This is a genomic window from Aureimonas frigidaquae, assembly GCF_001463905.1.
GTDB classification, from domain to species: Bacteria; Pseudomonadota; Alphaproteobacteria; order Rhizobiales; family Rhizobiaceae; genus Aureimonas; species Aureimonas frigidaquae.
In genome coordinates, this window is the sequence record NZ_BBWR01000009.1 from 69,613 (window position 1) to 94,650 (window position 25,038).

At 67.3% G+C, this 25,038-nt stretch carries 21 protein-coding genes and 1 other RNA gene; 9 read left to right on the forward strand and 13 right to left on the reverse strand.

Annotated elements, in window-relative coordinates; translation table 11 throughout:
- The first annotated feature begins 8 nt into the window (after positions 1-8).
- Both recN and ligA read left to right on the forward strand, forming a co-directional pair.
- Positions 9-1,670: a DNA repair protein RecN gene (recN, locus tag AUL30_RS10310; RefSeq protein ID WP_062227803.1), complete on the forward strand. Its 1,662-nt coding sequence runs from the start codon at positions 9-11 to the stop codon at positions 1,668-1,670.
- An 11-nt stretch (positions 1,671-1,681) separates the two neighbouring features.
- A complete protein-coding gene (gene ligA / locus AUL30_RS10315) occupies positions 1,682-3,832 on the forward strand; it encodes an NAD-dependent DNA ligase LigA (protein WP_062227886.1) in 2,151 nt (716 codons plus the stop codon).
- Positions 3,833-3,900: 68 nt separating this feature from the next.
- On the opposite strand, the gene AUL30_RS10320 is transcribed toward ligA, so the two are convergent.
- Positions 3,901-4,899: a Tim44 domain-containing protein gene (locus AUL30_RS10320; RefSeq protein ID WP_062227804.1), complete on the reverse strand. Its 999-nt coding sequence runs from the start codon at positions 4,897-4,899 to the stop codon at positions 3,901-3,903.
- A gap of 243 nt (positions 4,900-5,142) precedes the next feature.
- Between AUL30_RS10320 and AUL30_RS10325 the strand changes: the two genes are divergently transcribed.
- Entirely contained in the window at positions 5,143-5,688 is a 546-nt protein-coding gene (locus AUL30_RS10325) for a BA14K family protein (RefSeq protein ID WP_062227805.1), read from the forward strand.
- A 64-nt stretch (positions 5,689-5,752) separates the two neighbouring features.
- Here the strand turns inward: AUL30_RS10325 and AUL30_RS10330 are convergent, their stop codons facing one another.
- Entirely contained in the window at positions 5,753-6,061 is a 309-nt protein-coding gene (locus AUL30_RS10330; RefSeq protein ID WP_062227806.1) for an I78 family peptidase inhibitor, read from the reverse strand.
- A gap of 31 nt (positions 6,062-6,092) precedes the next feature.
- On the reverse strand, positions 6,093-7,925 hold the full coding sequence (locus AUL30_RS10335; RefSeq protein WP_062227807.1) for an aminopeptidase P family protein: 1,833 nt from the start codon (positions 7,923-7,925) through the stop codon (positions 6,093-6,095).
- 162 nt (positions 7,926-8,087) lie between these two features.
- Here AUL30_RS10335 and AUL30_RS10340 point away from each other — a divergent pair, with 162 nt between their 5' ends.
- The gene (locus AUL30_RS10340; RefSeq protein ID WP_062227808.1) at positions 8,088-8,291 is read left to right on the forward strand and encodes a hypothetical protein; all 204 of its coding nucleotides are present in this window, start codon (positions 8,088-8,090) and stop codon (positions 8,289-8,291) included.
- Between the two features lie 78 nt (positions 8,292-8,369).
- Here AUL30_RS10340 and AUL30_RS10345 read toward each other — a convergent pair whose 3' ends face one another.
- Entirely contained in the window at positions 8,370-9,230 is an 861-nt protein-coding gene (locus tag AUL30_RS10345; protein WP_062227809.1) for a 50S ribosomal protein L11 methyltransferase, read from the reverse strand.
- Positions 9,231-9,248: 18 nt separating this feature from the next.
- Positions 9,249-9,875, reverse strand: a complete 627-nt coding sequence (locus AUL30_RS10350; protein ID WP_062227810.1) for an SCO family protein — start codon at positions 9,873-9,875, stop codon at positions 9,249-9,251.
- 92 nt (positions 9,876-9,967) lie between these two features.
- Between AUL30_RS10350 and AUL30_RS10355 the strand changes: the two genes are divergently transcribed.
- Positions 9,968-10,660 (forward strand): DapH/DapD/GlmU-related protein, encoded by a 693-nt coding sequence (locus AUL30_RS10355; RefSeq protein WP_062227811.1) that lies wholly within the window; start codon positions 9,968-9,970, stop codon positions 10,658-10,660.
- Here AUL30_RS10355 and AUL30_RS10360 read toward each other — a convergent pair.
- Positions 10,646-11,821 carry an MFS transporter gene (locus AUL30_RS10360; RefSeq protein ID WP_083507844.1) on the reverse strand — a complete coding sequence of 392 codons (1,176 nt, stop codon included), beginning with the start codon at positions 11,819-11,821 and terminating at the stop codon, positions 10,646-10,648. The genes AUL30_RS10355 and AUL30_RS10360 overlap by 15 nt on opposite strands.
- Before the next feature lie 85 nt (positions 11,822-11,906).
- Here AUL30_RS10360 and AUL30_RS10365 point away from each other — a divergent pair, with 85 nt between their 5' ends.
- Positions 11,907-12,719, forward strand: a complete 813-nt coding sequence (locus AUL30_RS10365) for a PhzF family phenazine biosynthesis protein (protein WP_062227813.1) — start codon at positions 11,907-11,909, stop codon at positions 12,717-12,719.
- Between the two features lie 10 nt (positions 12,720-12,729).
- Here AUL30_RS10365 and AUL30_RS10370 read toward each other — a convergent pair whose 3' ends face one another.
- Positions 12,730-15,321 (reverse strand): ATP-dependent helicase, encoded by a 2,592-nt coding sequence (locus AUL30_RS10370; protein ID WP_062227814.1) that lies wholly within the window; start codon positions 15,319-15,321, stop codon positions 12,730-12,732.
- 145 nt (positions 15,322-15,466) lie between these two features.
- On the opposite strand from AUL30_RS10370, the gene AUL30_RS10375 reads away from it, so the two are divergent.
- Complete coding sequence (locus AUL30_RS10375) at positions 15,467-19,237, forward strand: AsmA family protein (protein WP_062227815.1); 3,771 nt, start codon at positions 15,467-15,469, stop codon at positions 19,235-19,237.
- 28 nt (positions 19,238-19,265) lie between these two features.
- Here AUL30_RS10375 and AUL30_RS10380 read toward each other — a convergent pair whose 3' ends face one another.
- From AUL30_RS10380 to dgcA, 6 genes are all read right to left on the reverse strand, one after another.
- Complete coding sequence (locus AUL30_RS10380) at positions 19,266-19,508, reverse strand: ribbon-helix-helix domain-containing protein (RefSeq protein ID WP_062227816.1); 243 nt, start codon at positions 19,506-19,508, stop codon at positions 19,266-19,268.
- The gene (locus AUL30_RS19940) at positions 19,505-19,708 is read right to left on the reverse strand and encodes a DUF4169 family protein (protein ID WP_062227817.1); all 204 of its coding nucleotides are present in this window, start codon (positions 19,706-19,708) and stop codon (positions 19,505-19,507) included. Before AUL30_RS19940 ends, AUL30_RS10380 begins: the two co-directional genes overlap by 4 nt.
- Before the next feature lie 16 nt (positions 19,709-19,724).
- Positions 19,725-20,288, reverse strand: a complete 564-nt coding sequence (locus AUL30_RS10390) for an SspB family protein (protein ID WP_062227818.1) — start codon at positions 20,286-20,288, stop codon at positions 19,725-19,727.
- A 160-nt stretch (positions 20,289-20,448) separates the two neighbouring features.
- Positions 20,449-20,804: a transfer-messenger RNA gene (ssrA, locus tag AUL30_RS10395) on the reverse strand.
- Between the two features lie 7 nt (positions 20,805-20,811).
- On the reverse strand, positions 20,812-21,786 hold the full coding sequence (gene thyX / locus AUL30_RS10400) for an FAD-dependent thymidylate synthase (protein WP_244490789.1): 975 nt from the start codon (positions 21,784-21,786) through the stop codon (positions 20,812-20,814).
- Between the two features lie 36 nt (positions 21,787-21,822).
- The gene (gene dgcA, locus AUL30_RS10405; RefSeq protein WP_062227820.1) at positions 21,823-22,806 is read right to left on the reverse strand and encodes an N-acetyl-D-Glu racemase DgcA; all 984 of its coding nucleotides are present in this window, start codon (positions 22,804-22,806) and stop codon (positions 21,823-21,825) included.
- A gap of 172 nt (positions 22,807-22,978) precedes the next feature.
- Here dgcA and AUL30_RS10410 point away from each other — a divergent pair, with 172 nt between their 5' ends.
- Positions 22,979-24,148, forward strand: coding sequence for an ABC transporter permease (locus tag AUL30_RS10410; RefSeq protein WP_062227821.1), 1,170 nt, complete (start codon positions 22,979-22,981; stop codon positions 24,146-24,148).
- On the forward strand, positions 24,129-25,034 hold the full coding sequence (locus tag AUL30_RS10415; RefSeq protein ID WP_062227822.1) for an ABC transporter ATP-binding protein: 906 nt from the start codon (positions 24,129-24,131) through the stop codon (positions 25,032-25,034). The genes AUL30_RS10410 and AUL30_RS10415 overlap by 20 nt, the downstream gene beginning before the upstream one ends.
- The last annotated feature ends 4 nt before the right edge of the window (positions 25,035-25,038 follow it).

Below are 25,038 nucleotides of genomic sequence, written 5' to 3' on the forward strand. Positions count from 1 at the left end.
TCTGACCCATGCTCGTACATCTGGCCATCCGCGACATCGTACTCATCGAAAAGCTGGATCTGACGCTCGGCGCCGGTCTGTCCGTCCTGACGGGCGAGACCGGCGCCGGCAAGTCGATCCTCCTGGATGCCCTGTCGCTCGCCCTCGGAGGGCGCGGCGACGGCTCGCTGGTGCGCCATGGCGCCACCCAGGGCGAGGTAACGGCCGTGTTCGACGTTCCGGGCGCGCACGCCGCACGCCAGCTCCTGCGTGACAACGGGCTGGACGATGATGGCGACGTCATCCTGCGGCGGGTCCAGGGCGCGGACGGGCGCACGCGGGTCTTCGTCAATGACAGGCCTTCCAGCGTGGCGCTGATGCGGGCCTTCGGCGAAACGCTCGTCGAAATCCATGGCCAGCATGACGACCGGGCGCTTGTCGACGCCGCCGCCCACCGCACGCTGCTCGATGCCTTTGGCGGCCTGACCGCGCAGGCCGCGAAGGTGGAAGCCGCCTATACCACCTGGCGCGCCGCCGAGGCCGCGCTGCGCCAGCAGCGGGAGCGCATCGAGGCCGCCGCCCGCGAAGGCGAATATCTGCGCGCGGTGGTGGATGAACTCACCATCCTGGCGCCGCAGCCGGGCGAGGAAGAGGAGCTGGCCGCGCGGCGCCAGACCATGATGCGATCGGAAAAGATCGCGGGCGATGTGAACGAAGCCAATGAGGAACTGTCCGGCCCCGGCTCCCCCGTGCCGGGGCTCGCCAGCCTGTTGCGCCGGCTGGACCGCCGCCGCGAGGAGATCCCCGGCTTGCTCGATGGCGTGCTGGAGCGCCTGGGCGAGGCGCTGGACGCGCTGTCCGATGCGCAGGTCGGCCTTGAACAGGCGCTGGCGCGGATCGAATTCGACCCCCGCGCCCTGGAATCTACCGAAGAGCGCCTCTTTGCGCTGCGCGCGGCCGGTCGAAAGCACAATGTGCTGGTCGACGATCTGCCGGCGCTGGCGGCCCGCATGGCCGGGGAACTGGCGGAGATCGACGCCGGAGAGGAACGCGTGGCGCAGCTCGAAGGGGCCGCAAATGAAACGCGGGAAGCCTTCGTCACCGCCGCCCGCGCTTTGTCGGCCCGGCGCCAGGCGGCAGCGGGGCAGCTCGAAGCGGCCGTAATGGCCGAGCTGCCCGATCTCAAGCTGGAGCGCGCCCGCTTCATCATACGCCAGGACACGCACGAAGATGCGCCGAGCGCGGCCGGGTTCGACACGGTCGAGTTCTGGGTGCAGACCAATCCCGGCACCCGCGCGGGCCCGATGATGAAGGTGGCGTCGGGCGGTGAGTTGTCGCGATTTCTCCTGGCGCTCAAGGTTGCGCTGGCCGATCGCGGTTCGGCGCCGACGCTCGTCTTCGACGAGATCGACACCGGCGTGGGCGGTGCCGTGGCCGATGCGATCGGGCGCCGTCTGGCGCGCTTGTCGGCCAATGTGCAGGTCCTGTCGGTCACGCATGCGCCGCAGGTCGCCGCGCGTGCCGATACGCACCTTCTGATATCCAAATCCGGCGAGGAGCGCGTCTCCACGCGTGTCGCGCAGATGGACACGGCCGCCCGGCGCGAGGAAATTGCCCGGATGCTGGCCGGCGAGCACATCACCGAGGCTGCCCGCGCCGCGGCGGTGCAATTGATGGGCCAGGGGAGCTGATCCGATCCATGTTGCGGGAGAAGCCAGTCGACGCGTTGACGCTCGAGGACGCCGCCGAGGAACTGGCGGCGCTCGCCGGCGAAATCGCCCACCACGACAACCTCTACTACCAGAACGACGCGCCCGAAATCGACGATGCCGCCTATGACGCGCTGCGCCAACGCAACCTGGCCATCGAGGCCCGTTTCCCGGAACTGCAGCGCGCCGATACGCCCTCGCAGACCGTCGGTGCCGGCGTGTCGGAAAAGTTCGGCAAGATCACCCATTCGGTGCCGATGCTGTCGCTCGACAACGCCTTCTCCGACGAGGACGTGGCGGACTTTGCCAGGCGCGTGCGGCGCTTCCTGAAACTGTCGGACGACGCGCCGCTCGCCATCACGGCCGAGCCGAAGATCGACGGTCTTTCGCTCTCCTTACGCTACGAAAAGGGCAAGCTCGTCAGCGCTGCGACGCGTGGCGACGGCAGCGTGGGAGAGGACGTCACCGCCAATGCCCGCGTGGTGGACGACATACCGCACGCGTTGACGGGCGATGCTCCGGACATCTTCGAGGTCCGGGGCGAGGTCTATATGAGCCATGCCGACTTTGCCGCGCTGAATGCCGGCAGGACGGAGGCGGGATTGCCTCTGTTCGCCAATCCGCGCAATGCGGCGGCCGGGTCGCTCCGCCAGCTCGATCCCGCCGTCACACGGGCGCGCCCCTTACGCTTCTTTGCCTATGCCTGGGGAGAGGCGAGCGCCGTTCCGGGGCAAACGCAGTCGGAGGTGGTGGAGGCGATCGGCCGGTTCGGATTTCCGGTCAACGACCTGATGCGGCGCTTCGACACGATCGAGGGCCTGATCGGGCATTACCACCATATCGAACTGATCCGGGCCGAGCTCGGCTACGATATCGACGGCGTGGTCTACAAGGTCGACTCGCTTGCCTTGCAGAAGCGGCTCGGCTTCGTCTCTCGCTTCCCACGCTGGGCCATCGCCCACAAGTTCGCAGCCGAAAAGGCCATGACAGTGCTGCGCGCCATCGAAATCCAGGTCGGCCGGACGGGCGCGCTCACGCCCGTCGCCAAGCTGGACCCGGTCACGGTGGGCGGCGTCGTCGTGTCCAATGCCACGCTCCACAACGAAGATTACATCAAGGGCATCGGGCAGGGCGGGGCCATCCTGCGCGAGGGCCGCGACATTCGTGTCGGCGATACGGTCATCGTCCAGCGGGCGGGCGACGTGATCCCCCAGGTGCTGGACATCGTCGCCGAGCGGCGGCCTGCCGATGCCGAGCCTTTTGCCTTCCCCACGACCTGTCCGGCCTGCGGCAGCCATGCCGTACGCGAGGACGGCGAGGTGGTGACGCGCTGCACGGGCGGCCTGATCTGCCCCGCACAGGCGGTGGAACGCCTGCGCCATTTCGTATCGCGCAACGCGCTGGACATCGAGGGTCTGGGCGACAAGCAGGTCGAGTTCTTCTTCGAGCAGACGGACCCGTCCTTACGGATCGCAAGTCCGGCGGATATCTTCACGCTGGAAAAGCGGCAGGCATCCTCCCTGACGCGGCTGGAGAATTTCGACGGTTTCGGCGCGCGTTCGGTGAAGAACCTTTTCGATGCCATCAATGCGCGGCGCCGGCCGAGTTTCTCCCGCTTCCTCTATGCGCTCGGTATCCGGCATGTGGGCGAGACCAACGCCAGGCGGCTCGCCCGCCATTACCTGCGCTTCGACGATTTGCGAGCGGCGGCGGAAGCAGCCGAGCCGCCGGTCGAACGCAAGGACCGCGGCAACGAAGAATGGCAGGCCTTGAACGCGGTGGACGGCATCGGCGCCATCGTGGCGGGCGCCGTGGTGGAGTTCTTCCACGAAGCGCACAACCGCGAGGCGGTGGACGCCCTCCTGCGCGAGGTCCGGCCGGAGGAGGAAATCCCCCCGGTGGCCGATACCGCATCGCCCGTGTCGGGCCGCACCATCGTCTTCACCGGCGCGCTGGAGCGCATGTCGCGGCACGAAGCCAAGGCCATGGCCGAGGAGTTCGGGGCCAAATCGGTCGATTCCGTTTCGCGCAAGACCGACCTCGTCGTGGCCGGTCCGGGCGCCGGCTCCAAGCTGAAGAAGGCGCAGGAACTCGGCATCGAAGTCATCGACGAAGACGCCTGGTTTAAACTGATCGGCCGCTGATGCGGCGCATGCAAAAGGGCCGCCGGCTCGCGCCGGCGGCCCTTCCATCGAAGGATGACGGGGTGCCGTCAGGCTTCCTGGATCGCGGTGAGCTTCCACTCGTCCTGATGATCGCGCAGGAAGGTCCAGACCTCGGTCGACTCTACCGGCTCGGTCTCAGAACCCTCGACGATGGCGCCGGTCTGCCGGTCGCGCAGGACCATGATCATGGAATAGCGCATGGCCACCGTGGCGAACTCGCGCGAGCCTTCCTTCCAGCTTTCCGCAATATCGCCCTGCAGTAGCTTCACGTCGCGCACGTCGCTCTTCTGGCCGCGGGTCGCATTCTGCGACAGCTCTTCCGACAGGTAGGACATGATCTCCGGCGTGGTGATCTCACGCAGGGCGGCATAGTCCTCGCGCCCGAAGGCGTCCTGGAGCTGGTACAGCCTTTGTTCGAAGACGCCGAGATCATCGGGCGTGATGCCGAGTTCGTCGGGCTGGGCGAGGTTGGTCCGGTTGGTCGGGGCGGTCCCGCCGACGCCTGCGCCCAGATGGCTGAAATCGCGTCTGCCGCCGGCATTGCTGCCGCCCATCGGCCGTTCGGGCTGCGCCTGGAAGTGCGTGGCATTGGGGCGCCCGCCCGCGGCTGCCGGCTGGGACCTCGACCGGAACAGGCGCATGGCCAGCCAGATGAGCCCACCGATGATCGCCACCTGGACCAGCATGGCCAGAAGCCCACCCATGCCGCCGAAGCCGGCGCCCATCAAAAGGCCGAAGAGGCCGCCCAGCATCAGGCCGCGCATCAGACCGCCGCCGAGAAAGCCACGGCTGGCCGCCGCACCGGCGGCGGCGCCGGTAGCGCGCCCGGCGGTTCCCTGCGCCGGCGTGCCCGGTGTCATGGAACGCTGCACGGGTGCCGCGGAGGGCGCCGTGTTGGTGGCCGGTGCAGACTGGAAGGTGCGTCCGCCACGGCTGCCGAAGCTGCCGCCACGCCGCGCCTCGGCGTAGTCCACCGCCACCACCGAGAAGATCAGTGTGAAGACAGCGAACAGAACGCCGAAGCGCATTCTGTGAAATAGAGCCATGGGGAGCCTTCCTCCGGAATCATCATGTGCCCCGATATAGGGGGTGCGTCCGGGCAGATTGAAGGGTCTGCGCAAGCCAAGGCACCGCCTGATGATCAAATTTGCGGCAACATGCGATCAAATCGGCGTTTGGCGCGTTAACCATTCGATGCACCTGGATCTTCGATCGGGCACTCTCCCATTCAGCGACCATTCAGGTGGACAATGGTTAATCGGGGCATAGGATCTCCGAGGAGACGTGACATGTCATTCTTCAACAGACTGAGCGGCAAAGCGCTGATCGTGGCGCTGGGTATGGCCATGGTGCCGGCCAGCGTGGCTGTGCCGCAGAACACCACCGGGCCGGTCGGCGCGGCCGTTTCCAACCTTCTGGGCGCAACCTCGGCCAAGGCCGATCCGTGGGGTGGACCTCCGGGGTGGGGTGGCGGCCGGCGCTGGGACCGTGGTCCGGGCTGGAACCGTGGCCCGGGCTGGAATGGCGGCCCCGGCTATTACCGTGGGCGCGGCTGGGACGATCGGCGCTACTATCGCCGCCATCGCGGCAACGACGCAGCGGCGGCCGCCATCATCGGCGGCATTGTCGGCCTTGGCGTCGGCGCGGCCATCGCCAACAACAATCAGCCCCGCTATGTCCAGCCGGCACCGCGCCGCTACTACGCGCAGCCCGCCTATGCGCCGCAGCCCTGGACGCGGGAATGGTATCAGTACTGCTCGCAGCGCTACCGCAGCTTCGATCCGGGCAGCGGGACGTTCCAGCCCTATAACGGCCCCCGGCGCTTCTGCCAGTAGGCTTGGCGCATCGTAGCAATAAGGCCCCGCCGATCCCGGCGGGGCCTTTTCGTTTGTGCTGTCCTCAGCCGCAGCGCGCCTCCACGATCCGGCCGGAGGCCGGGTCGGTCTCCACCGTTACGCGCTCGGCACGATAATCCATGGTGACGGGGGAGCCCGGCGTGATCTGGCGCACCGATGCCGCGCCCGTTGCGGCCATAAGCTGTGCATCGGTCATTCTGTCGCGGCCCGCCAGCGCGGCGGCGCCATCGGCACGGCACAGGCCGGCCGCCTGCTCCGGCGCAGGTTCGGTTTGCCCGCCGGACTGGCAGCCTGCCAGAAGGGCGAGGGCAACCGGCACTGCGGCAAAGGCGAGGTTCCGTCTGAAGTTCATGGGATGGCTCCTTTTGCGTCCGGGGTGGGGCTCAATCGCCCAGCGGCGCTGTCGCACGGGCCAGCCAGGCGCGGTCGGCATCGTCCGGCAGGTGCGGGGCAAGCTTGTTTCGCACATCCTCGTGGTAGGCATCCAGCCAGGCCCGCTCCCATGACTCCAACAGATCGGGCAGGACGAGCCTGCGGTCGATCGGCGCGAAGGTGAGTGTCTCGAAGCCATGCATGGGCAGATCGCCGCCCTCGATCGGCTCGGGCGGGGTCACGAGAATGAGGTTCTCGATCCGGATGCCGAAATGGCCCTCGCGGTAGTAGCCGGGCTCGTTGGACAGGATCATCCCGCTTTCCAGGACCGTCGCGCCGCGGCGGGATATGGATTGCGGCCCTTCATGAACGGCGAGGTAGGAGCCGATGCCGTGGCCCGTGCCATGGGCGTAGTCGCATCCGGCCTTCCACAGGGCCACGCGCGCCAGAGGATCGAGGTCCAGTCCGCGCGTGCCGACCGGGAAGCGGATGGTGGAAATGGCGATCATGCCCTTGAGCACGAGCGTGAACTTGCGGCGGCGCTCCTCGTCCACGGTGCCGATGGCCACGGTGCGGGTAATGTCCGTCGTGCCATCGCGATACTGGGCGCCGGAATCGATCAGGAAGATCGATCCATCCTCGATGGCGATATTGGAGTTCTGGTTGACCCGGTAATGCGGCAGAGCCGCATGCGGCCCGGCACCCGCGATCGTATCGAAGGAAATGTCGAGGAGCGGGCTCCCCGCGCGCGAGGCGGTCTCCGCGCGCAGGCGCTCCAGCATGGTGGCGGCATCGATCTCCGTCACCTGGCCGGGCGTCTGCGAATCGAGCCAGCGCAGGAAGCGGACCATTGCCGCGCCATCGCGCAGATGGGCCGCCCGGCAGCCGGCAACCTCCGTCATGTTCTTGCGGGCGCGCGGAAGCCGGGCGGGGTCGGGCTTGGCGATCACCTTGGCGCCGCCTTCGGCCACGAGATTGCCGATGCGCTCGGCGCAGAGGGAATCGTCCAGGAGCACCCGCTCGGCCGGCCCGAGGGCCGCCAGCGCCGGCTCGAAGCGTGCCGGGGGCAGAAGCTGCGACACCGCCTCCAGATGGGCCTGCGCCGCGCGGTCGAGCTTGTCCGGATCGATGAAGAGGCTCGGCTTGCCATCGGTGCGCAGGATGGCGAAGGAGAGGGGCAGCGGCGTGTGCGGAACGTCTTCCCCGCGAATGTTGAAGGCCCAGGCGATCGAGGACGGATCGGTCAGGACGCTTGCCGTGCCGCCATCGGCGCGGATCGATTCGGACAGCTCGGCGAGCTTGTCGGCCACCGAACGCCCGGCCAGTGTTTCGGGGTGGACGGTGACTTGGCCCTTCGGCGCGGCGGGGCGATCCTGCCATATGCGGTCGATCGGGTTGTGCGGAAGGGATACGAGCTTGAAGCCATGCTCGGCGCCCGCCCGCCGCAGGCGCTCGACCTCCCCGCGCGTGTGGAGCCAAGGGTCGAAGCCGATCGTCAGGCCGGCGGCGTTGCGGGCAAGCCAGCTATCCAGCGGTTGCTCGATGGAACTGCCCGTGGCCATGGCGGCCGGGTCGACCTGTTCGCGCGCCTGGGTCGTGTAGCGCCCGTCGACGAAGAGCGTCGCCTGGTTCGGCAGGATGACGGCGTAGCCGGCCGAGCCGGAAAAGCCCGTCAGCCAGGCAAGGCGGGCCGAGGCGTCGGGAATGTACTCGCCCTGGTGCTCGTCGGCGCGCGGAACGATGAAACCGTCCACGCCAAGATGGCGCAGTTCGGAGCGCAGGTTTTCCAGCCGGCTGGCGCTGGCGGCAGAACTCGCGGTTTCTTCGAAAGACTGGAACACCATCAGTGCCTCTCATGAATCATGAACGAAGTGTGAAAACATCCGGCTCTTTGCCGTGCGCTTCGCGAAACGGACCTATGCGTTTGCCCGTATAGCTCAATAGGCTCGTATGGAGCATAACGGTGCTGGGAGAGGTGCTAAGGACCACCCATCAGAGGCTTTATCATGTTGACGCTGAACAACCACCGTACCGCACCCGTTTCGCCCCGTCAGGGCTTCCCGTCCCGCCGCATCGGCAGTGCGGAAGGCCGTCGACTGCCGTCGCGGCTGCAGGTCGCCAGCGCGCGCGGCATGTTGCAGGACGAAATGACGAGCCTTGTCGGACGCCGCGGCTCCTTCTTCGAGGTATGCAGCCCCGAGCGTCACTGACGCTTCGCTACACGCCCCATCGGGGGCATGATCGGGAAGGCGGCCTCGGCCGCCTTTTGCGTTTCTGGCACGCCGTGCCTACCGGGTCAGATGGAGAGTGACCCAGTCCCCCATCTGCAAGGTGCGGCGGTGATAGAGCCCCTGGTCGCGATAGGCGGCCAGCACGGCGCGGCGCTGACGTGCCAGGATGCCCGACAGGATGATATCGCCGCCGCGTTGCAGCCGGCGCTCCATCTGCGGCGCAAGGCGCATGAGCGGGCCGGCCAGGATATTGGCGACGATCAGGTCGAAGCGTGCGCCATCTGCAAAGGCAGGGCCGGCAAATCCCGTCGCGACCGCGCCGGTGACAAGGCCCGCGACCCCGTTGGCGCGCACATTGTCCACCGCGACCCGCACGGCGACCGGATCGATATCCGTCGCCAGAACGGGGATGCGGCCGAGCCTGGCGATGGCGATGGCCAGGACCGCGCTTCCGGTGCCGAGGTCGAGGGCGGTCTGCGGGGCCTTGCGGCGCAGCACATCCCCGATCAGCTGGAGGCAGCCTGCCGTCGTGCCATGATGGCCGGTGCCGAAGGCCTGGCCCGCCTCGATCTCGATGCCGATATCGTTGGCCTTGACGCGCCCCCGGTCATGGGCGCCATGCACCAGAAACCGGCCGGCCCGCACGGGCTTGAGCTCCGCCAGGACGCTCTGCATCCAGTCCACATCCGGCAGGTCCTCACGCTCGGGAGTGAGCGGTGCAAAGGCCGCTATGGCCGCATCCTGCGCCGGCTCCTGCGAGACGTCGAAATAGACCGCCACCTCGAAAATGCCTGCCGCCTCGTCCCATTCGAAGATGGAGACGGGCAGGCCTTCATCGCCGAAGGCCGCATCGAGTGCGGCATAGGCGCGGTCGGCCGCGGGCTGGGTACCGCGTGCAAAGTAACGTGCTTGGCCCAATCTCGTCTGCCGCCTGCGCTAGAGTGTCGTCAGGCGATCGAGCTTCTCGAGCGCCGTATCGGAGTTTTCCTGGTATGCGATCGTGCCGACGAACTGCCCGGCCGAGCCCAGAAGAATGACCGAGGCAGTATGATCCATCGTGTAGCCATCGCCCGTCTGGACGCGCTCATGATGGACACCGAAGCCGTCCAGCATCTGATTCACCGCTTCCGGCGTGCCGGTGACACCGGTGATGCCGGGGCCGAAGGCGGCGACATAGGTCTTCAGGACATCGGGCGTGTCGCGTGCCGGATCGACGGTGACGAAGACGACGTTCAGCGACTTGCCTTCATCGGCAAGCTGCTTCTGGAAGCCCGCCAGTTCGTAGAGCGTCGTGGGGCAGACATCCGGGCAATGGGTGAAGCCGAAGAAGAGCGCGGTCGCTCCGCCACGCAGGATGCTTTCCGTGACGGGCGCGTTGTCCTGATCGACGAGTTGGAACGGCACGCCGTAGGGCTCGGCGACGTCCTCGGCGGTGCGGAACTGCCGCAGCCCGACCGCCCAGACCAGCACCAGCAGCGCCGCGACCAGCGCGACGAGGACCCAGAGTGCGATGCGCAGGCTGGCGCGACGGCGCCGTGGCGTGTTCGTCGGTTCGTTCGACATGGCGCTTCTCCAATCTCTGGCATCGCGATACATGAAGCCGCAGGGACGGGAAAGGGGGCGGAGCGTGGCGCGGCCCCGGATCGGGAACAGGCATGACGGCGGGTGATGACGGCATGGCGCCGGACGAGGACACGGAACTGCGGTTCCGGGCAGAGACGCCGAAGGTCCATGGCAGCGCCGAAGTGAAGCAGTCGACGCTGGGGCGCTATTGCGAGGTCGGTCCCCGCTGCGTCCTGCGCGAGGTCGCGCTCGGGGATTTCTCCTATGTCGAGCGCGGCGGGGAGGCGATCTACGCGACGATCGGACGGTTCGTATCCATTGCGGCCAATGCGCGGATCAACGCGCTGGAACATCCCATGGAGCGGGTCACCACCCATAAGATCAGCTACCGCCCCAACGAGTATTTCCGCTTTCTGCCCGTCGATGGCGATTTTCGGGCGCGGCGCCGGGCAGCGCATGTGACGATCGGCCACGATGTGTGGATCGGTCATGGCGCGGTGATCCTGCCCGGGGTCACGGTGGGCCATGGCGCGGTGATTGGCGCCAATGCCGTGATCCGCCAGGATGTGGCGCCGTACATGATCGTGGCCGGGGTGCCGGGCCGCACCTTGCGGCCGCGCTTTCCGCAGCATGTCGTGGACAGGCTCCTGGCGCTGCAATGGTGGGACTGGCCGCTGGAGACGCTCTACAGTTCCATTCCAGACATGCAGTCCCTGCCGATCGAAGCGTTTCTGGACCGCTGGGAGGCTGGCGCCCGTTCTGGCGCAGGCTCAGGCGCCGGTTGAGCGCCGCTCGGTGGCCACGAAGACGAGCGCGATGCCCGGCAGGGCCGCCGCCAGAAGAGCGACCGCCGGCCAGCCGAAGCCCTGCAGGACGGGACTGGTGATGGCGGATCCGAAGGCCCCGCCCAGGAAGAACACCGCCATATAGACCGCGTTCAGGCGGCTGCGGATGGAATCGTCGAGCGCGAAGATTTCCCGCTGGCCGAAGACGAGGTTGGCCTGGACGCCCAGGTCGATCAGGATTCCCGACAGGATGAACAGCGCCATGGACCCGCCGGCAACAGCCGCCACGAGCATCGCGGCGACGGCAAGTCCCATGGCCGCTGCCGTGCCGACGCGCGTATAGCCCCGATCCGCAAGCCGGCCCGCCAGCGGTGCGGCGAAGACACCGAAAACGCCGCTCAAGGTGAAGAGGGCGACGGCATGGCCGCTATAGCCATAGGGCGGGCTCAACAGGACGATGGGCGCTCCGGTCCAGAACATGGCGAAGGCGCCGAACATGGTCGCGTGATAGAGCGCACGTCGGCGCAAGGTCGGCTGCTCCAGGAAGAGCCAGCCGAGCGAGCGGATCAGCGCCCCATAGCGGGCCCGCGCCGGCGGGCTGCGCTCGGGGATGATGCGAAGGCAGACCAGCCAGAGGATGCAGAGAAGCCCGGCCGACAGGACGAAGATGCCTTGCCAGCCGAAATACTCGGCGCTCAGGCTGGAAACGGGCCGGGCCAGGAGGATGCCGCCGAGCAGACCCGCCATGACATTGCCGACGACGGCGCCGCGCCGCTCGGGCGGCGCCAGATGCGCGGCAAGCGGAACCAGCATCTGCGCCGCGCAGGATGCCGCGCCCACCAGGATCATGGCGCCGAAGAGCCAGCCGAGCCCGGGCGCCAGCGCCAGGGCCACGAGCCCGAGAATGCAGGCCAGGATCGTTGCGAGGATCAGCCGCCGGTTGTCGACGATGTCGCCGAGCGGCACCAGGAGCACGAGGCCGAGCGCGTAACCGAGCTGCGTGGCCGTAACCAGCAGGCTTTCCAGCGCGGGCGCCATGTCGAAACTCGCGCCGATCAGCGTGAGGACGGGCTGCGCATAATAGAGGTTGGCGGCAAGGACGCCGCATGTCACAGCCATGACGAATGTCATGGTGCGGCTGATCGTCGGCATGGGACTCATGATGCAAGGCCTTTGTGCAGTGCGAAAAGTCTAGCGGATGAGGGCTGTCCTTGGCTACTGGTTCACCAGCCGAAGGAGTTCGAATATGTCGCAAAGGCCTATCTTCCAGGTGGACGCCTTCACCAACCGCCGATTTGCGGGCAACCCGGCCGCCGTGGTGCTTCTGGAAAGCTGGCCGGCGGACCGTCTGCTGCAGGCGATTGGGGCCGAGAACAACCTGGCTGAAACGGCCTTCCTGGTTCCGCAAGCCGATGGAAGCCACGAGCTGCGCTGGTTCACCCCGACGGTCGAGGTGCCGCTCTGCGGGCACGCCACCCTGGCGAGCGCACTTGTCCTTGCGCAGGAATACGGCCTGGAGCCGCCATTCCGGTTCCGGACGCGCAAGTCCGGCGTCCTGACGGTGACGCGGGAGGGCAGCCTCTATACGCTCGATCTGCCGCGGCGTCGGGTCGACGCCGGCGGCGATGCCGATGCCGTGTCCCGCGCCATCGGCGCGAAGGTCGTTGAGACGCGCCTCGTTCCGGTGGACGGCGACGAGACGGTCCTCGCCGTCCTGGCCGATGCCGGCGCCGTCCTGTCGCTGCGGCCCGATATCGGCGCCATTGCCGCACTGGACGCGCGCAGCCTGATCGTCACCGCGCGCGGGGACGATGTGGATTTCGTGTCCCGCTATTTCGCGCCGCGCCACGGCATCGACGAGGATCCCGTGACCGGCTCCACCCATTGCGCATTGGTGCCGTACTGGGCCGAGCAGCTCGGCGGCACGCAGTTCACCGCCCGGCAGGTTTCTCCACGGGGCGGCATCCTGCACTGCCGTCTGGCGGGTGACAGGGTGATCGTCGCGGGAGAGGGCGTCATCTATCTGCGCGGCAGCATCGTCCTGGACGGGGACGACTGATCGACCCCCGTCAGACCGGCTGGACGAAACCGTCCAGGACCCGCTTTCGCCCGGCCTTGTCGAAATCGATCGTCAGCTTGTTGCCTTCCACCAGGAAGACGGTGCCATTGCCGAATTTCAGGTGGAAGACCCTGTCGCCGGCCGCAAAACGGCTTTCCTCCACCGCCACGGACTTGGCGACGAGTTCGCCGGCAATCTCCCGCGGGCCGCCGCCGAGGGCGGAGCTGTAAAGCCCCGCGCCCTTGCGCGGCGGCTGGTTCGAGCCGCGCCCGTGCTGGGCCGTATGGGCTTCCTCCATGCGGCCGGCAAAGCCGGGCGCCCCCTCGTCGCGCAGCGTGCCGTCCCGGCCGATATAGCGGTCGGCCTGGGCGGCGGCACGGTCACGGGCGCTGGTGGCGCCGCCTTCGCCATAGGCGATCCGGCCATCGCGGCCTCCGGCATAGCCGCCTGCATTGGCGCCGGCCGCCTGTGCGCGGCGCCAGCCCGGCGTCTGGTAGGAACCGGTCGAAAAGCTCCCCTGATCCCATCGGCTCGCGCCGTAGCCGCCATAGGAGGACGGCGCCTCGATCACCTCGACATGGTCCTCGGGCAGTTCGTCCAGGAAGCGGGACGGGATGGTGCTCTGCCACAGGCCGTGGATCCGGCGGTTCGAGACGAACCAGATCTTCACCCGCTTCTTGCCGCGGGTGATTCCGACATAGGCCAGGCGCCGTTCCTCCTCCAGCCCCGAGCGTCCGCCCTGGTCGAGCGCGCGCTGGTGCGGGAAAAGACCTTCCTCCCAGCCCGGCAGGAAGACCGTTTCGAACTCCAGCCCCTTTGCGGAATGCAGGGTCATGATGGAAACGGCGTCCATCTCTGCATTCTGCTCATTGTCCATGACGAGCGCGATATGCTCCAGAAAGCCGGGCAGGCTCTCGTAATCGTCCATGGAGCGGATCAGCTCCTTCAGGTTCTCCAGCCGGCCCGGCGCCTCGGCCGAGCGGTCGTTCTGCCACATGGCGGTGTAGCCGGATTCCTCCAGGATCATCTCGGCAAGATCGGTGTGGCGCATGGAGGGCAGGAGATCCCGCCAGCGGGTGAAGTTCGCCACCACCTCGGCCAGCGCGGCGCGCGGCTTCGGCTTCATCTCGTCGCCCTGCACCAGCTCCGCAGCGGCCGCCAGAAGGGGGATGGCCTTGGCGCGGGCATAGTCGCGCAGGAGCCGGATGGCGGTATCGCCCAGCCCGCGCTTGGGCGTGTTCACGATACGCTCGAAGGCGAGGTCGTCCGCTGGCTGCACGGTGGCGCGGAAATAGGCGAGGGCGTCGCGCACCTCCAGCCGCTCGTAGAAGCGGGGCCCGCCAATGACGCGGTAGTTCAGCCCGAGCGTGACGAAACGATCCTCGAAGCCGCGCATCTGGAACGAGGCGCGGACAAGGATCGCCATATCGTTCAGATTGTGGCCCTTGCGCTGGAGTTGCTCGATCTCTTCTCCGATCGCGCGGGCTTCCTCTTCCGAATCCCAGGCCGCATGGACGGTGACACGCTCGTCTTCCGGGTCGGCCATGTCGGTGAAGAGCGTCTTGCCGAGCCGGTCTTCGTTATGGGCGATCAGGTGGCCGGCCGTGCCGAGGATATGCGCCGTGGAGCGGTAGTTGCGCTCCAGCCGGATCACCGTGGCGCCGGGAAAATCCTTTTCGAAGCGCAGGATGTTGTCCACCTCCGCGCCCCGCCAGCCATAGATGGACTGGTCGTCATCGCCCACGCAACAGACATTGCGGGCGCCCTCGGCGCCGGTCTGCTGGGCGAGCAGGCGCAGCCACATATATTGGGCGACGTTGGTGTCCTGGTACTCGTCCACCAGGATGTAGCGGAAGCGGCGGTGATACTCGGCCAGAACGCCGGCATTGTTCCGGAAAATCTCGATGGGATGGAGCAGGAGATCGCCGAAATCGGCCGCGTTGAGCTGCTGCAACCGAAGCTGGTAGGCCTTGTAGAGCTGCCGCCCGCGCCCGTCGCCGAAGGCGCGTGCATCCCCTTCCGGGATCTTGTCCGGGGTCAAGGCCCGATTCTTCCAGCCATCCATGAGATTGGCGAAATCGCGGGCCGGCCAGCGCTTGTCGTCCAGGTTTTCGGCCTGGATGAGTTGCTTGATCAGGCGGATCTGGTCGTCCGTGTCGAGGATGGTGAAATTGGGCTTCAGGCCGACCAGTTCGGCATGTTTGCGCAGCATGCGCACGCCGATGGAGTGGAAGGTGCCGAGCCAGGGCATGCCCTCGACCTCTTCGCCGACGAGCAGGCCGATGCGCGTCTTCATTTCACGCGCGGCCTTGTTGGTGAAGGTGACGGCCAGGATCTGCGACGGATAGGCCCGCCCCGTCGCCAGGATATGGGCGATGCGCGTGGTCAGGACGCGGGTCTTGCCGGTTCCCGCGCCCGCAAGCACCAGGACCGGACCTTCCGTCGTTTCGACCGCAGCCCTTTGTTCCGGGTTCAGGCCGGCCAGGTATGCCGCCTGCGGCGCGGCCGGCGCGCGGCCACGCATTCCCGCCAGGGCCCGCGCCGCGATGCCGCCAGGCTTGCCCGCGCCAGCGCCGCCCTGCATGTCTTTCGGATCGTTCATGGCCCTCTTATCCACGAATTTTCCGGAGAACACTAGGGGAACACATTTCGTAAAGACCCGTCTTCACCCTCGACAAGCCAGCTTTTGCATGGCCTATCCTGCCGGACGGCCGTCGCGGCCGGGATGTCGAGGGAGCGATCATAGGGTGCGACTGTTCATTGCCATAGGCGGGCTTGTCCTGGCACTGCTGGTCGCCGCGCTGGTCGCGCCGTTCTTCATCGACTGGACAGCCTGGCGCGCTTCCTTCGAAAGCGAGGCCAGCCGGCTCGTCGGCCAGCGCGTGCAGGTGCGCGGCCAGGCGCAGGCGCGCCTCCTGCCATTCCCCAGCCTGACCTTCACCGATGTGCAGGTGGGTGAGGAGGGGACCGGGCAACCGTCCATGACGCTGGAAAGCTTCCGCATGGATGCGGAACTAGCGCCCTATCTGACGGGCGAAATCCGCATTTTCCAGATGGAACTGGCCGGCCCGCACCTGATCCTTCCCTATGGGGCGGGCTCCAGCGCGCCCGTGATCGGCGATGGGCTGGATCGCCAGGGCAGCAACATCGTTTTGGAAAACGTGGTCGTCACCGACGGTACGATCAGCCTGCGGAACGGGAGCAACGGCCAGCGGCGCGAGCTGCACGATGTCGATGCGCGCCTGTCGGCCTCCACGCTGCGCGGCCCCTTCCGGGGCGGCGGCACCTTCAGGAGCGGTGGGCAGGCGCTGGACTTCACCCTGTCCTCCGGCACGATCGAGGGTGGTGGCCATTTTCCGTTCCGCATCAACGTCGTCGCGCCTGCCATCGCCACCGCCTTCGGCTTCGACGGCTCGACCGAGCTCGGCGACGAGGCCGCCGATTTCACCGGGCGGGTGGACATCACCTCGCCCGCGCCCGGCATGGAGCGGGTGGACGCCATTCCCGAGCTGCGCGCCTCGGCCGACATGGTGGCGACGGGCGGCAATGCGGCACTCACGAAGCTGCGGATGGAGCTCGGCAAAGCGGAAGCCCCCTATGTGCTGACGGGCGACGGAGAACTGGCATCCGGGCCGATCCCGCATTTTCGGCTGAAGCTCCAGGGCGAGCAGGTCGATCTGGATGCGCTGGCCGCCGATACGCTGGAGGCGGGCGGGCACATCACCTTTGCGGCCAGGGCGGAAGCGATGCGCCGGGCCATCGCCGGCATCCCCGCTTTGCCCATCGCGGGGGAGGTCGAGCTCGGCCTTCCCGTCTTCACGGTGGGCGATACGACCGTCCGGGGGCTTCAACTTACGGCCTCTCCCAATGCCGATGGTTGGGCGCTGCGGCAGTTGCGCGCAGAACTGCCAGGCCGCACCCTCGTCGAGGCGTCGGGCCTTCTGGCCATACAGACGGCACTGGGCTTTCGGGGCGATGTGCTCCTGGCATCGCGCCAGCCGGCCGGCCTCGTCACCTGGCTTGGCGGCAGCACGGGGACAGGACTTGCCGAGCTTGCCCGCGCAGGTTTTTCCGCGCGGGTGGACCTGTCGGCCGAGCGGCAGACCCTCGACAATCTGGAAGTGGATGTTGGCGGCCAGACGCTGGCCGGGCGGATCGAGCGCGGCACCGGCGCAGCCGGCACGTCGCTGACAGCCGATCTGGACGGCGCGGCGCTCGACATCGAGAACTTCCTGGAATTTGCCCGGCTCTTCATGGGCGACTCCGTCCTGGTCGATGCCCCCAACCAGCTGGACCTGCGCCTGGCCGGCGGGCCAATTGCCTATGGCGGCGTGCAGGCCGCCGCTGGCGAGGTCGATCTGGCCCTGTCCGAGGGCGCGCTGGACTTACGCAATTTGAGCCTGACGGATTTGGCCGGCGCCAATATCGAAGCGCGGGGGACATTGTCCGGCGCCTCCGACGCATACCGCCCCGACCTCGCCTTCGACCTCGACACGCCGGATGCCGGCCGGCTCATCGACGCCGCCACGACGCTTCTGCCCGCGCTGCGCCCGTCCCTGTCTGCCGGATTGCCCGCCAGGGCAAGCGCCTTCGGCCGCCTGACATTGAGCGGCAGCCTGACCGGGGCCGAGGATGCGCAGATGGTGACGCTGCGCGGTGAAGGGGCGGCCGACGCAACGCGGCTCGATGCCAGCGTGACCTTTCCGGCCGCAGCCCTTGCCGACGCGGCGGCCGCGGATGCCATCCAGGCCGATCTGGCCCTGACATCCGATGCGCCGCTCGATCTTCTGCGCCAGTTCGGGCTGGTGGGGATCGACCTTGGCGTTGTGGGACCGCTCCGCCTGTCCGCCACGATCGACGGCACCGCCGCCGAGGCGGCGACACGCCTTGCGGCCTCGGCCCCCGGCCTGGAGCTGACGGGCGAGGGCACCACGCAGTGGGGCGCGGGCGGGCTGACGGATGGCAGCCTTGCCATGCGCCTGTCGACTGAGGATGCCGGACCCTGGTTGTCCGGCATGGGGCTTGCCCTTGCCCAAGGGTTGGACGCGCTCCCGGTGGACGGTCAGGGGGGCCTTACCTTCGGTCTCGATGGTGGTTGGGCGCTCGCCGACCTGTCCGGTTCGATCGGGGAGGTCACCGTCGCGTCCGGCAACATTGCCCGCGCGCCGGGGCAGGCCGTCAGCGGCGGTCTCGCTCTGTCGTCCCTGTCGCTGCCCTGGCTGTCCACCATGGTGTTCGGAACGGAGCCCAATCCTTCGGGCGCTGCGACGGTGCCCTGGCCCGATACGGCCTTTACCGGCGCCTTCATCGCCCAGGCGCCGCCCTTCGCGCTGGATCTTTCGGCGGAGCGGATCGACCTTGGCGGCGATGCGATGCTCGGGGCATCGCGCCTGCGCCTGACGGGCAATGGGGAAGGGCTGACTGCGAGCGATCTGGACGCCGAACTTTCCGGCGGCCGCCTGGCCGGGCAGGCCCGCCTTGCCAATGGCAGCGGCTATGCGCAGGCGCAGGCGGAACTGCGCTTTACCGATGTTGCGCTGGATGCCGCTCAGAGCCCCGCGCGCGGAACGGCTTCGGGTCGTTTGACCGTCCAGGCCAGCGGCCAATCCTATGGCGAACTTGCCGCATCGGCGAGCGGTGAGGGCCGGGTGCAACTGTCGTCGCTTGATGTCCAGGGCTATACGCCGCCGGCCTTCGAGGCCCTCCTCATGGGGGCGGACATCGATGGTTTCACAGCCGAGCCGGCGCCTGTGGCCGCACTGGTCGAAACGCTTGCCGGCGGGTCGGCGCGCCTCGACCCCGTGGACATGCCGGTGGAGATCGGCCTTGGCCGCCTGCGCGCCGGGCCCGTGACACAGCCGCTTGCCGATGGCACGCTCGTCCTGGAAGGCGGGTTCAACCTCGTCGACTGGCGGGGCTTTGCGCGCCTGCAGCGGCGCTATGCGCCGCCGGAGGCGGAGGCCATCTCGGACACGGCGCCCGCCGCAACCTACGAATGGACCTGGCCCGGCCAGGATGCGGTCACGCTCGCCGATGTGGAGCCGCTGACATCCTACCTGTCGCTGCGCGCCTATCGTAAGGAACAGGACCGCCTCCAGGCAATGCGCGACGATCTGCAGGAAACGCTGCGGCTGCGGCGGGAAGCCCGCTACTTCGTCGCGCAGGAGCGGGAACGCCGCTTGCGCCAGGAAGAGGCAGCCCGTCAGGCGGAGGAAGCGCGCCAGGCGGAGGAAGCGCGACAGGCCGAGGCGGCGCGCCAGGCGGAGGCCCTGCGCCAGCAGTTGATCGAAGCAGCGGCGGCCGAGGCCCGTGCCGCACAGGAGCGTGCCGATGCTGCCGCGCAATCGGCGCCGACGGACGCGCCCCTTCCCGGTGGCACGCTCCCGGTGCCCGAACTTCGCCTGCCGGTGCCGAGCGCTCCTTCGGCCCCGTTCCGCTATGATGTTGAACCGCTTCCGGTGCCGGCCCAGCCCGCACCGCTGCCGGACCTGCCGGGCGTTGATCCGAGCCTGCGCTAGAGCGCAACCCGGCTCATGCTGCGCGGCATCAAGCTTGCGGCGGGGCGGACGTATCCGAACTCGCCCGGGCGAGGGCGTCTTTGAGGACCGCCACACGCAAGCTGGAGGAAAGATTGTCGTCCATGCCGCGCGTGGCGTCGATCTGCGCCACAAGCTGCGCCAGCGACAGGCCACGGACCTCCGCCATACGCCGCAGCTCTTCCCAGAACGCGTCTTCCAGGCTGATGGAGGTCCGGTGCCCGCGGATCGACAGCGAGCGTTTGACGATCATTCGTCCGGGTCCGGCGCCGTTGCCGGCTTGTCGAGGCGCGCGCCATCGAGCTGCTTGAGAAGGGTTTCCCGTTCGCTGCCGGCCTTGGCCCGCTCCTTGCGGCTGAGGCCATAGGTCACGCGGTTCTGTTCCGCGTCCTGCGCAGCTTGCTGGCGCTGCCGGTTTTTGCGGGCCATGCGCAGATTGACGACATCACCCATGCGCCAGGCCCTCCCGTCAGGGCTTCTTGCGGAAAGCATCCAGGGATACGACGTCGGCGGACGGCTTGGCCGCTTCCGCTTCGGCGGCATCGTCTTCCTGCGCCTCGACGACCGGCTCCGGCTTGTCCTCATCGACCAGAGCCGGCCGGCGGGTCGGAACTTCCGTGACGGTGGCGGCGATGGGCGAGGGGGCGGATTCGGGCTGGATGTTGGCGGCCTCGACCTCCCGCACATCGAACTCCAGCTCGAAATTCACCGCCGGATCGTAGAAGCCGCGCACCGCGCTGAAGGGGATGAGAAGGCGCTCCGGAATGTCCGAGAAGGACAGGCCGATCTCGAAGGCCGTGTCGGTGACCGAGAGATCCCAGTACTGATGCTGGATGACGATCGTCATCAACTCCGGGTACTTTTCCCGGAGCCGGGACGAGATGCGCACGCCGGGGGCGGAGGTGAGGAAGGTGATGAAGAAGTGGTGTTCGCCCGGAAGGCCCGTCTTGACCACTTCGGACAGGACCTTGCGTATCACGCCGCGAAGCGCGTCCTGCGCCAGAATGTCGTAGCGGATAAGATCCTGACCCATTGGCCACCCGTTCCTGATCATGTTTGCCCGCATGGTGCGGACCCCTCGTCGAAAGGCCCGATGCTGCGCTGCAGACTATCGCCGTTTCATAGCCGGACTTTGCCGGGCATGAAAGACCCGACGCGAGAAGCGAGGCGAATTGTATCGAATACAAAGGGAAAGTGGAGGCTTCTGTTGCCAGGCGCCTCCGGGCCCCGCCTAGAGGTGCGAACCCCCAGGGCTTGAATCGAAGCTATCGCACCGCGTTAAGCGGCGAGACGTGCTTCCGCATAGTTGTCGTTGGCAACTATTTTAATAGCCCGATAACGGCGGTACCATGCCGAGCAAAAGTCCGATCTTTACACCCTCGTCGATCCTATTTCGCCCCCACCTGAACCCTGCGTAGCAGGGCTCAGGTGGAGGCGCCGGGTACCGCCCCCGGGTCCGAATGGCTTATTACATCGGCCGTTTATCGCCATAGTCGGGGCAAGCCCGACGCAACGGAATATAGGGGTGCCGTGGGCTTTTGAAAAGAGCGAATGCTCTAAGCGCTCGTGCCCAGGACAGCGCAGAGCTCGGTCCACTCGCGCTTGCTCATGCCGCTCGTCTCCTGCGTCACCTCTTCCCCACCGATCATCCGGCGGACAGCGGCGATGGCCGATGCGGAAAGCTGCGCCGCCCCCATGCGATGCTCCATGAAGGCTTCGTGCGTCAGCGGCGCCCACCGTGCGAGAATGCCCACCATTACGTCGGCATAGGCGCGGATCTCATACTGCGCATGCGGATCGGCGCGCAGGCGCAGGAAGCTCATGAAGTTGTGAAGGTCCGCCTTCCAGTACCACTGCGTGTAGAAGTTGAGCGGCAGGTTCATGCGGGCCAGTTCGCGCGCCAGCCCCTGCCGGTCCTCACGCGCAGCGCCGTCCGGGCCATCGCCCTCGTTCAGCATGAGCGCGTAGTGATCGTAGCATTGCGTGGCATCGCGGCGCAGCATGTCCAGCACCTCGGCCGCTTCCTCGCCCTCCAGCACCGCGCCCCGGCCCTGGCGGTTGATGGCGGACTGGGCGGCCAGATGCTCCGGCTCGGGAATGTAGAACTCACGGTCGAGCACGGAATAACGGGCGGAATACTCGTTCACGCTGGCCATGCGATGGCGGATCCACTGCCGCGCCACGAAGATCGGCAGCTTCACATGCAGCTTGATCTCCGCCATCTCGAAGGGCGTCGTGTGCCAGTGGCGCAGCAGGTAGTTGATGAGGCCCCGGTCTTCCTGCACCCGCTTGGTGCCGCGGCCATAGGACACGCGCGCGGCCTGAACGACGGCGTCGTCCGAACCCATATAGTCGATCACGCGCACGAAGCCGTGGTCGAGCACGGGGAGCGCCTCATACAGAATCGCCTCGAGCTCGGGCGCAACCGGGCGCACCGTCTCGGCCCGCCGCTGGCGCGCCGCGGAGATTTCGTCCTGCTGCGTATCCGTCAGCCGCGGCTTGCCGGTGCCTTCCATGGAACGTCCCCTCATTCTTGCGATCCGATGCCTTGCGTCTCCTATAGGGACTTACCCCCAAAGTGAAGGATCAGGCGGGGAGACGAGCGAAGACGTATAGGAAAGCCCGTTCGGCCGATCCCGCGCGAGGAGCAGCGGCCCGTCCAGATCCACGAGGTCGGCCGACTGCGCCAGGAGCACGGCCGGCGCCATGGCAAGCGAGGTGCCGACCATGCAGCCGACCATGACGCCGAAGCCGAGCCGACGCGCCTCCCGCAGGAAGGCGACGCCTTCCGTCAGGCCGCCCGTCTTGTCGAGTTTCAGGTTCACGTAATCGTATCGCCCGCACAGCCGGGCAAGATCGGCCGTGGCGTGAACGGATTCATCGGCGCAGATCGGGACCGGGTGGGGAATGGCGCCGAGCATCTCGTCCGCGCCGTCGGGCAGGGGCTGTTCGACGAGGGTGGCGCGGATCGCGGCGGCGGCCAAAAGGTTCTGGCGGATATTGTCCTGCGTCCAGCCTTCATTGGCATCGACGATGATGCGCGCATTCGGCGCGGCCGCCCGCACCGCACGCATGCGGTCGGCATCCCCGTCCCGACCAAGCTTGATCTTCAACAGGCTGCGGTTCGAGACCCGGGCCGCAGCCGCGGCCATTTCGTCCGGCGTGCCGAGCGAGATCGTGTAGGCGGTTTCGGCGGGCCGCGCCGGAAGGCGGCAGATCATGTCCTCCACCCGCCGGCCGGTGGACTTGGCCTCCAGGTCCCACAGGGCACAGTCGAGCGCGTTGCGCGCAGCGCCGGGCGCAAGAGCCTCTCCCAGGCTGCGCCGCGAGCCGCCGCCTTCGATCAGCGCCCGCACGGTCTCGATCGTGGCGACGACGCCTTCGACGGTTTCGCCATAGCGCTGATAGGGAACGCACTCGCCCCAGCCTGCGCCGAACTCATCCTCGATGCGCGCGCTCACCACGACGGCCTCGGTCTTCGAGCCACGGGAGATGGTGAAGGCGGATGCAAGTCGAAACCGCTCGACTGTGACCGAAAGACGACGGGCCATCCAAAACCTCCGCAGGAAATGATTGGTACGATTGAAGCTTCGGTGACAAGAACGACTACCTCCGCTAGCTTCCTGCCAGGATAGGGGAGAATCGGCTCGTCGTGCCGCATGGCGACCCGCTTATCGCTTTACGGCAGAAGCACAAGGTTGCAGCAGGATTTTCCGCACCAGTATGTTGGACACGACCAGGACCGACCAGCGCAACGAGAATGCGCCTGCCTTGTCCGCCGACAAGGCGGGCGACGGCGTGGCCATCGTGTTGACGGGTGACTGGATCGTCCGCTCTGTCGGCGCTGTCGAGCAGACGATCGAAAAGACGCTCGCCTCGGACCTCGGCGCGCGCATCAGCCTGGACTGCAGCGGTGTGGGCCGCGTGGATACGGCCGGTGCGCTGCTGATCGAAAAGCTGAAGCGCGGCCTGTCGGACAAGGGCTCGGAGGTCCGGATCGACGGGCTGACGGCCGGCAACGACCCGCTGTTCGAGGCGGTCCGCCGCTCGCTGGATGCCGAGCATGACACTCAGCCCCGCAAACGCGGCAACCCCGTCCTCGACATGCTCGAAGGGCTCGGGCGTTGGGTGGTGGGAACGGCCGGCGAGGTGGTGGACGGGCTCAACATCGTCGGCGCTTCTCTCTATGGCGCCGGGCGCAGGCTGACGGGCAAGACGCAGTTCCGTCCGGCCGCGATCGTCGCCCAGATCGATCACATGGGCGTGCGCGCCCTGCCGATCATCACCTTGATGAGTTTTCTGATCGGCGGCGTGATCGCCCAGCAGGGCGCCTTCCAGCTGCGCTACTTCGGCGCCGAGATCTTCGTGGTCGATCTAGTCGGCATCCTGCAGCTGCGCGAGATCGGCGTTCTTCTGACGGCCATCATGATCGCCGGCCGCTCCGGCAGCGCGATCACCGCGGAAATCGGTTCGATGAAGATGCGCGAGGAGGTGGATGCCCTCCAGGTCATCGGCCTCAACCCCATCGGCGTCCTCGTCTTTCCGCGGCTGGTGGCGCTCACCATCATCCTGCCGCTGCTGACCATCGTGGCCGATATCGCCGGCATCTTCGGGGCGATGGTCGTGACCTTCCTCTATTCCGGCATTACGCCGGAAGCGTTCCTGATGCGCCTGCGCGGGGCTATCGATGTCGCGACAATCTTCGCCGGCCTGATCAAGGCGCCGTTCATGGCCATCGTCATCGGGGTCGTCGCCGCCTCCGAGGGGCTGAAGGTTGGCGGCAGCGCCGAAAGCCTTGGCCTCCACGTGACCGCATCCGTCGTGAAGGCGATCTTCCTCGTCATCCTGATGGATGCCATGTTTGCGATCTTCTATGCCTCCATCGGATACTGAGACACCGCCTGAGAGCGGCCGCGCACCGGCCGCGCAAACGCCCAGCCGCTCCGGCGGGGGCGACGACCGCGAGGTGATCATCACCTGCCGCGACGTGACCGTGCGCTTCGGCTCCAAGACCATCCTGGAAAACCTGTCCATGGACGTGCGGCGCGGCGAGATTTTGGGCTTCGTCGGCGCCTCGGGCACGGGCAAGTCGGTGCTGCTGCGCACTATTCTGGGGCTGAACGCTAAGCAGAGCGGGACCATCGAAGTCTTCGGCATTGATTACGAGCGGGCAAGCGACGAAGAGCGCCTGGCCGTGGAACAGCGTTGGGGCGTGTTGTTCCAGCAAGGGGCTCTGTTTTCATCCTTGACGGTGCTGGAGAACATCCAGGTGCCGATGCGCGAATATCTCGACATTTCGCCCAAGCTGATGGGGGAACTCGCCCGCCTGAAGATCGATCTGGTCGGCCTGGCCGCCGATGCGGCGGACAAGTACCCGTCCGAACTATCGGGCGGCATGATCAAGCGCGCAGCTTTGGCCCGGGCGCTGGCGCTCGATCCCGATATCGTCTTCCTGGACGAGCCGACATCCGGCCTCGACCCCATCGGCGCGGCCGATTTCGACGATCTCGTCATGACGCTGCGCGACACGCTGGGCCTGACCGTCTACCAGGTGACGCACGATCTCGACAGCCTGTTCCGGGCCTGCGATCGCATCGCGGTGCTCGGCCAGAAACGTGTCTTGGTGGAAGGCGATATTCAGACCATGCTCGACAGTGACGACCCCTGGGTGCGCAGCTATTTCCACGGCAAGCGCGCCCGCAGCATCGTGACTGACGAAGCCGAGCCGGCCGATGATGTCCGGCCGAAGGCGGAACGTTCCGCGGACGGGGAGGCCTGAGGCT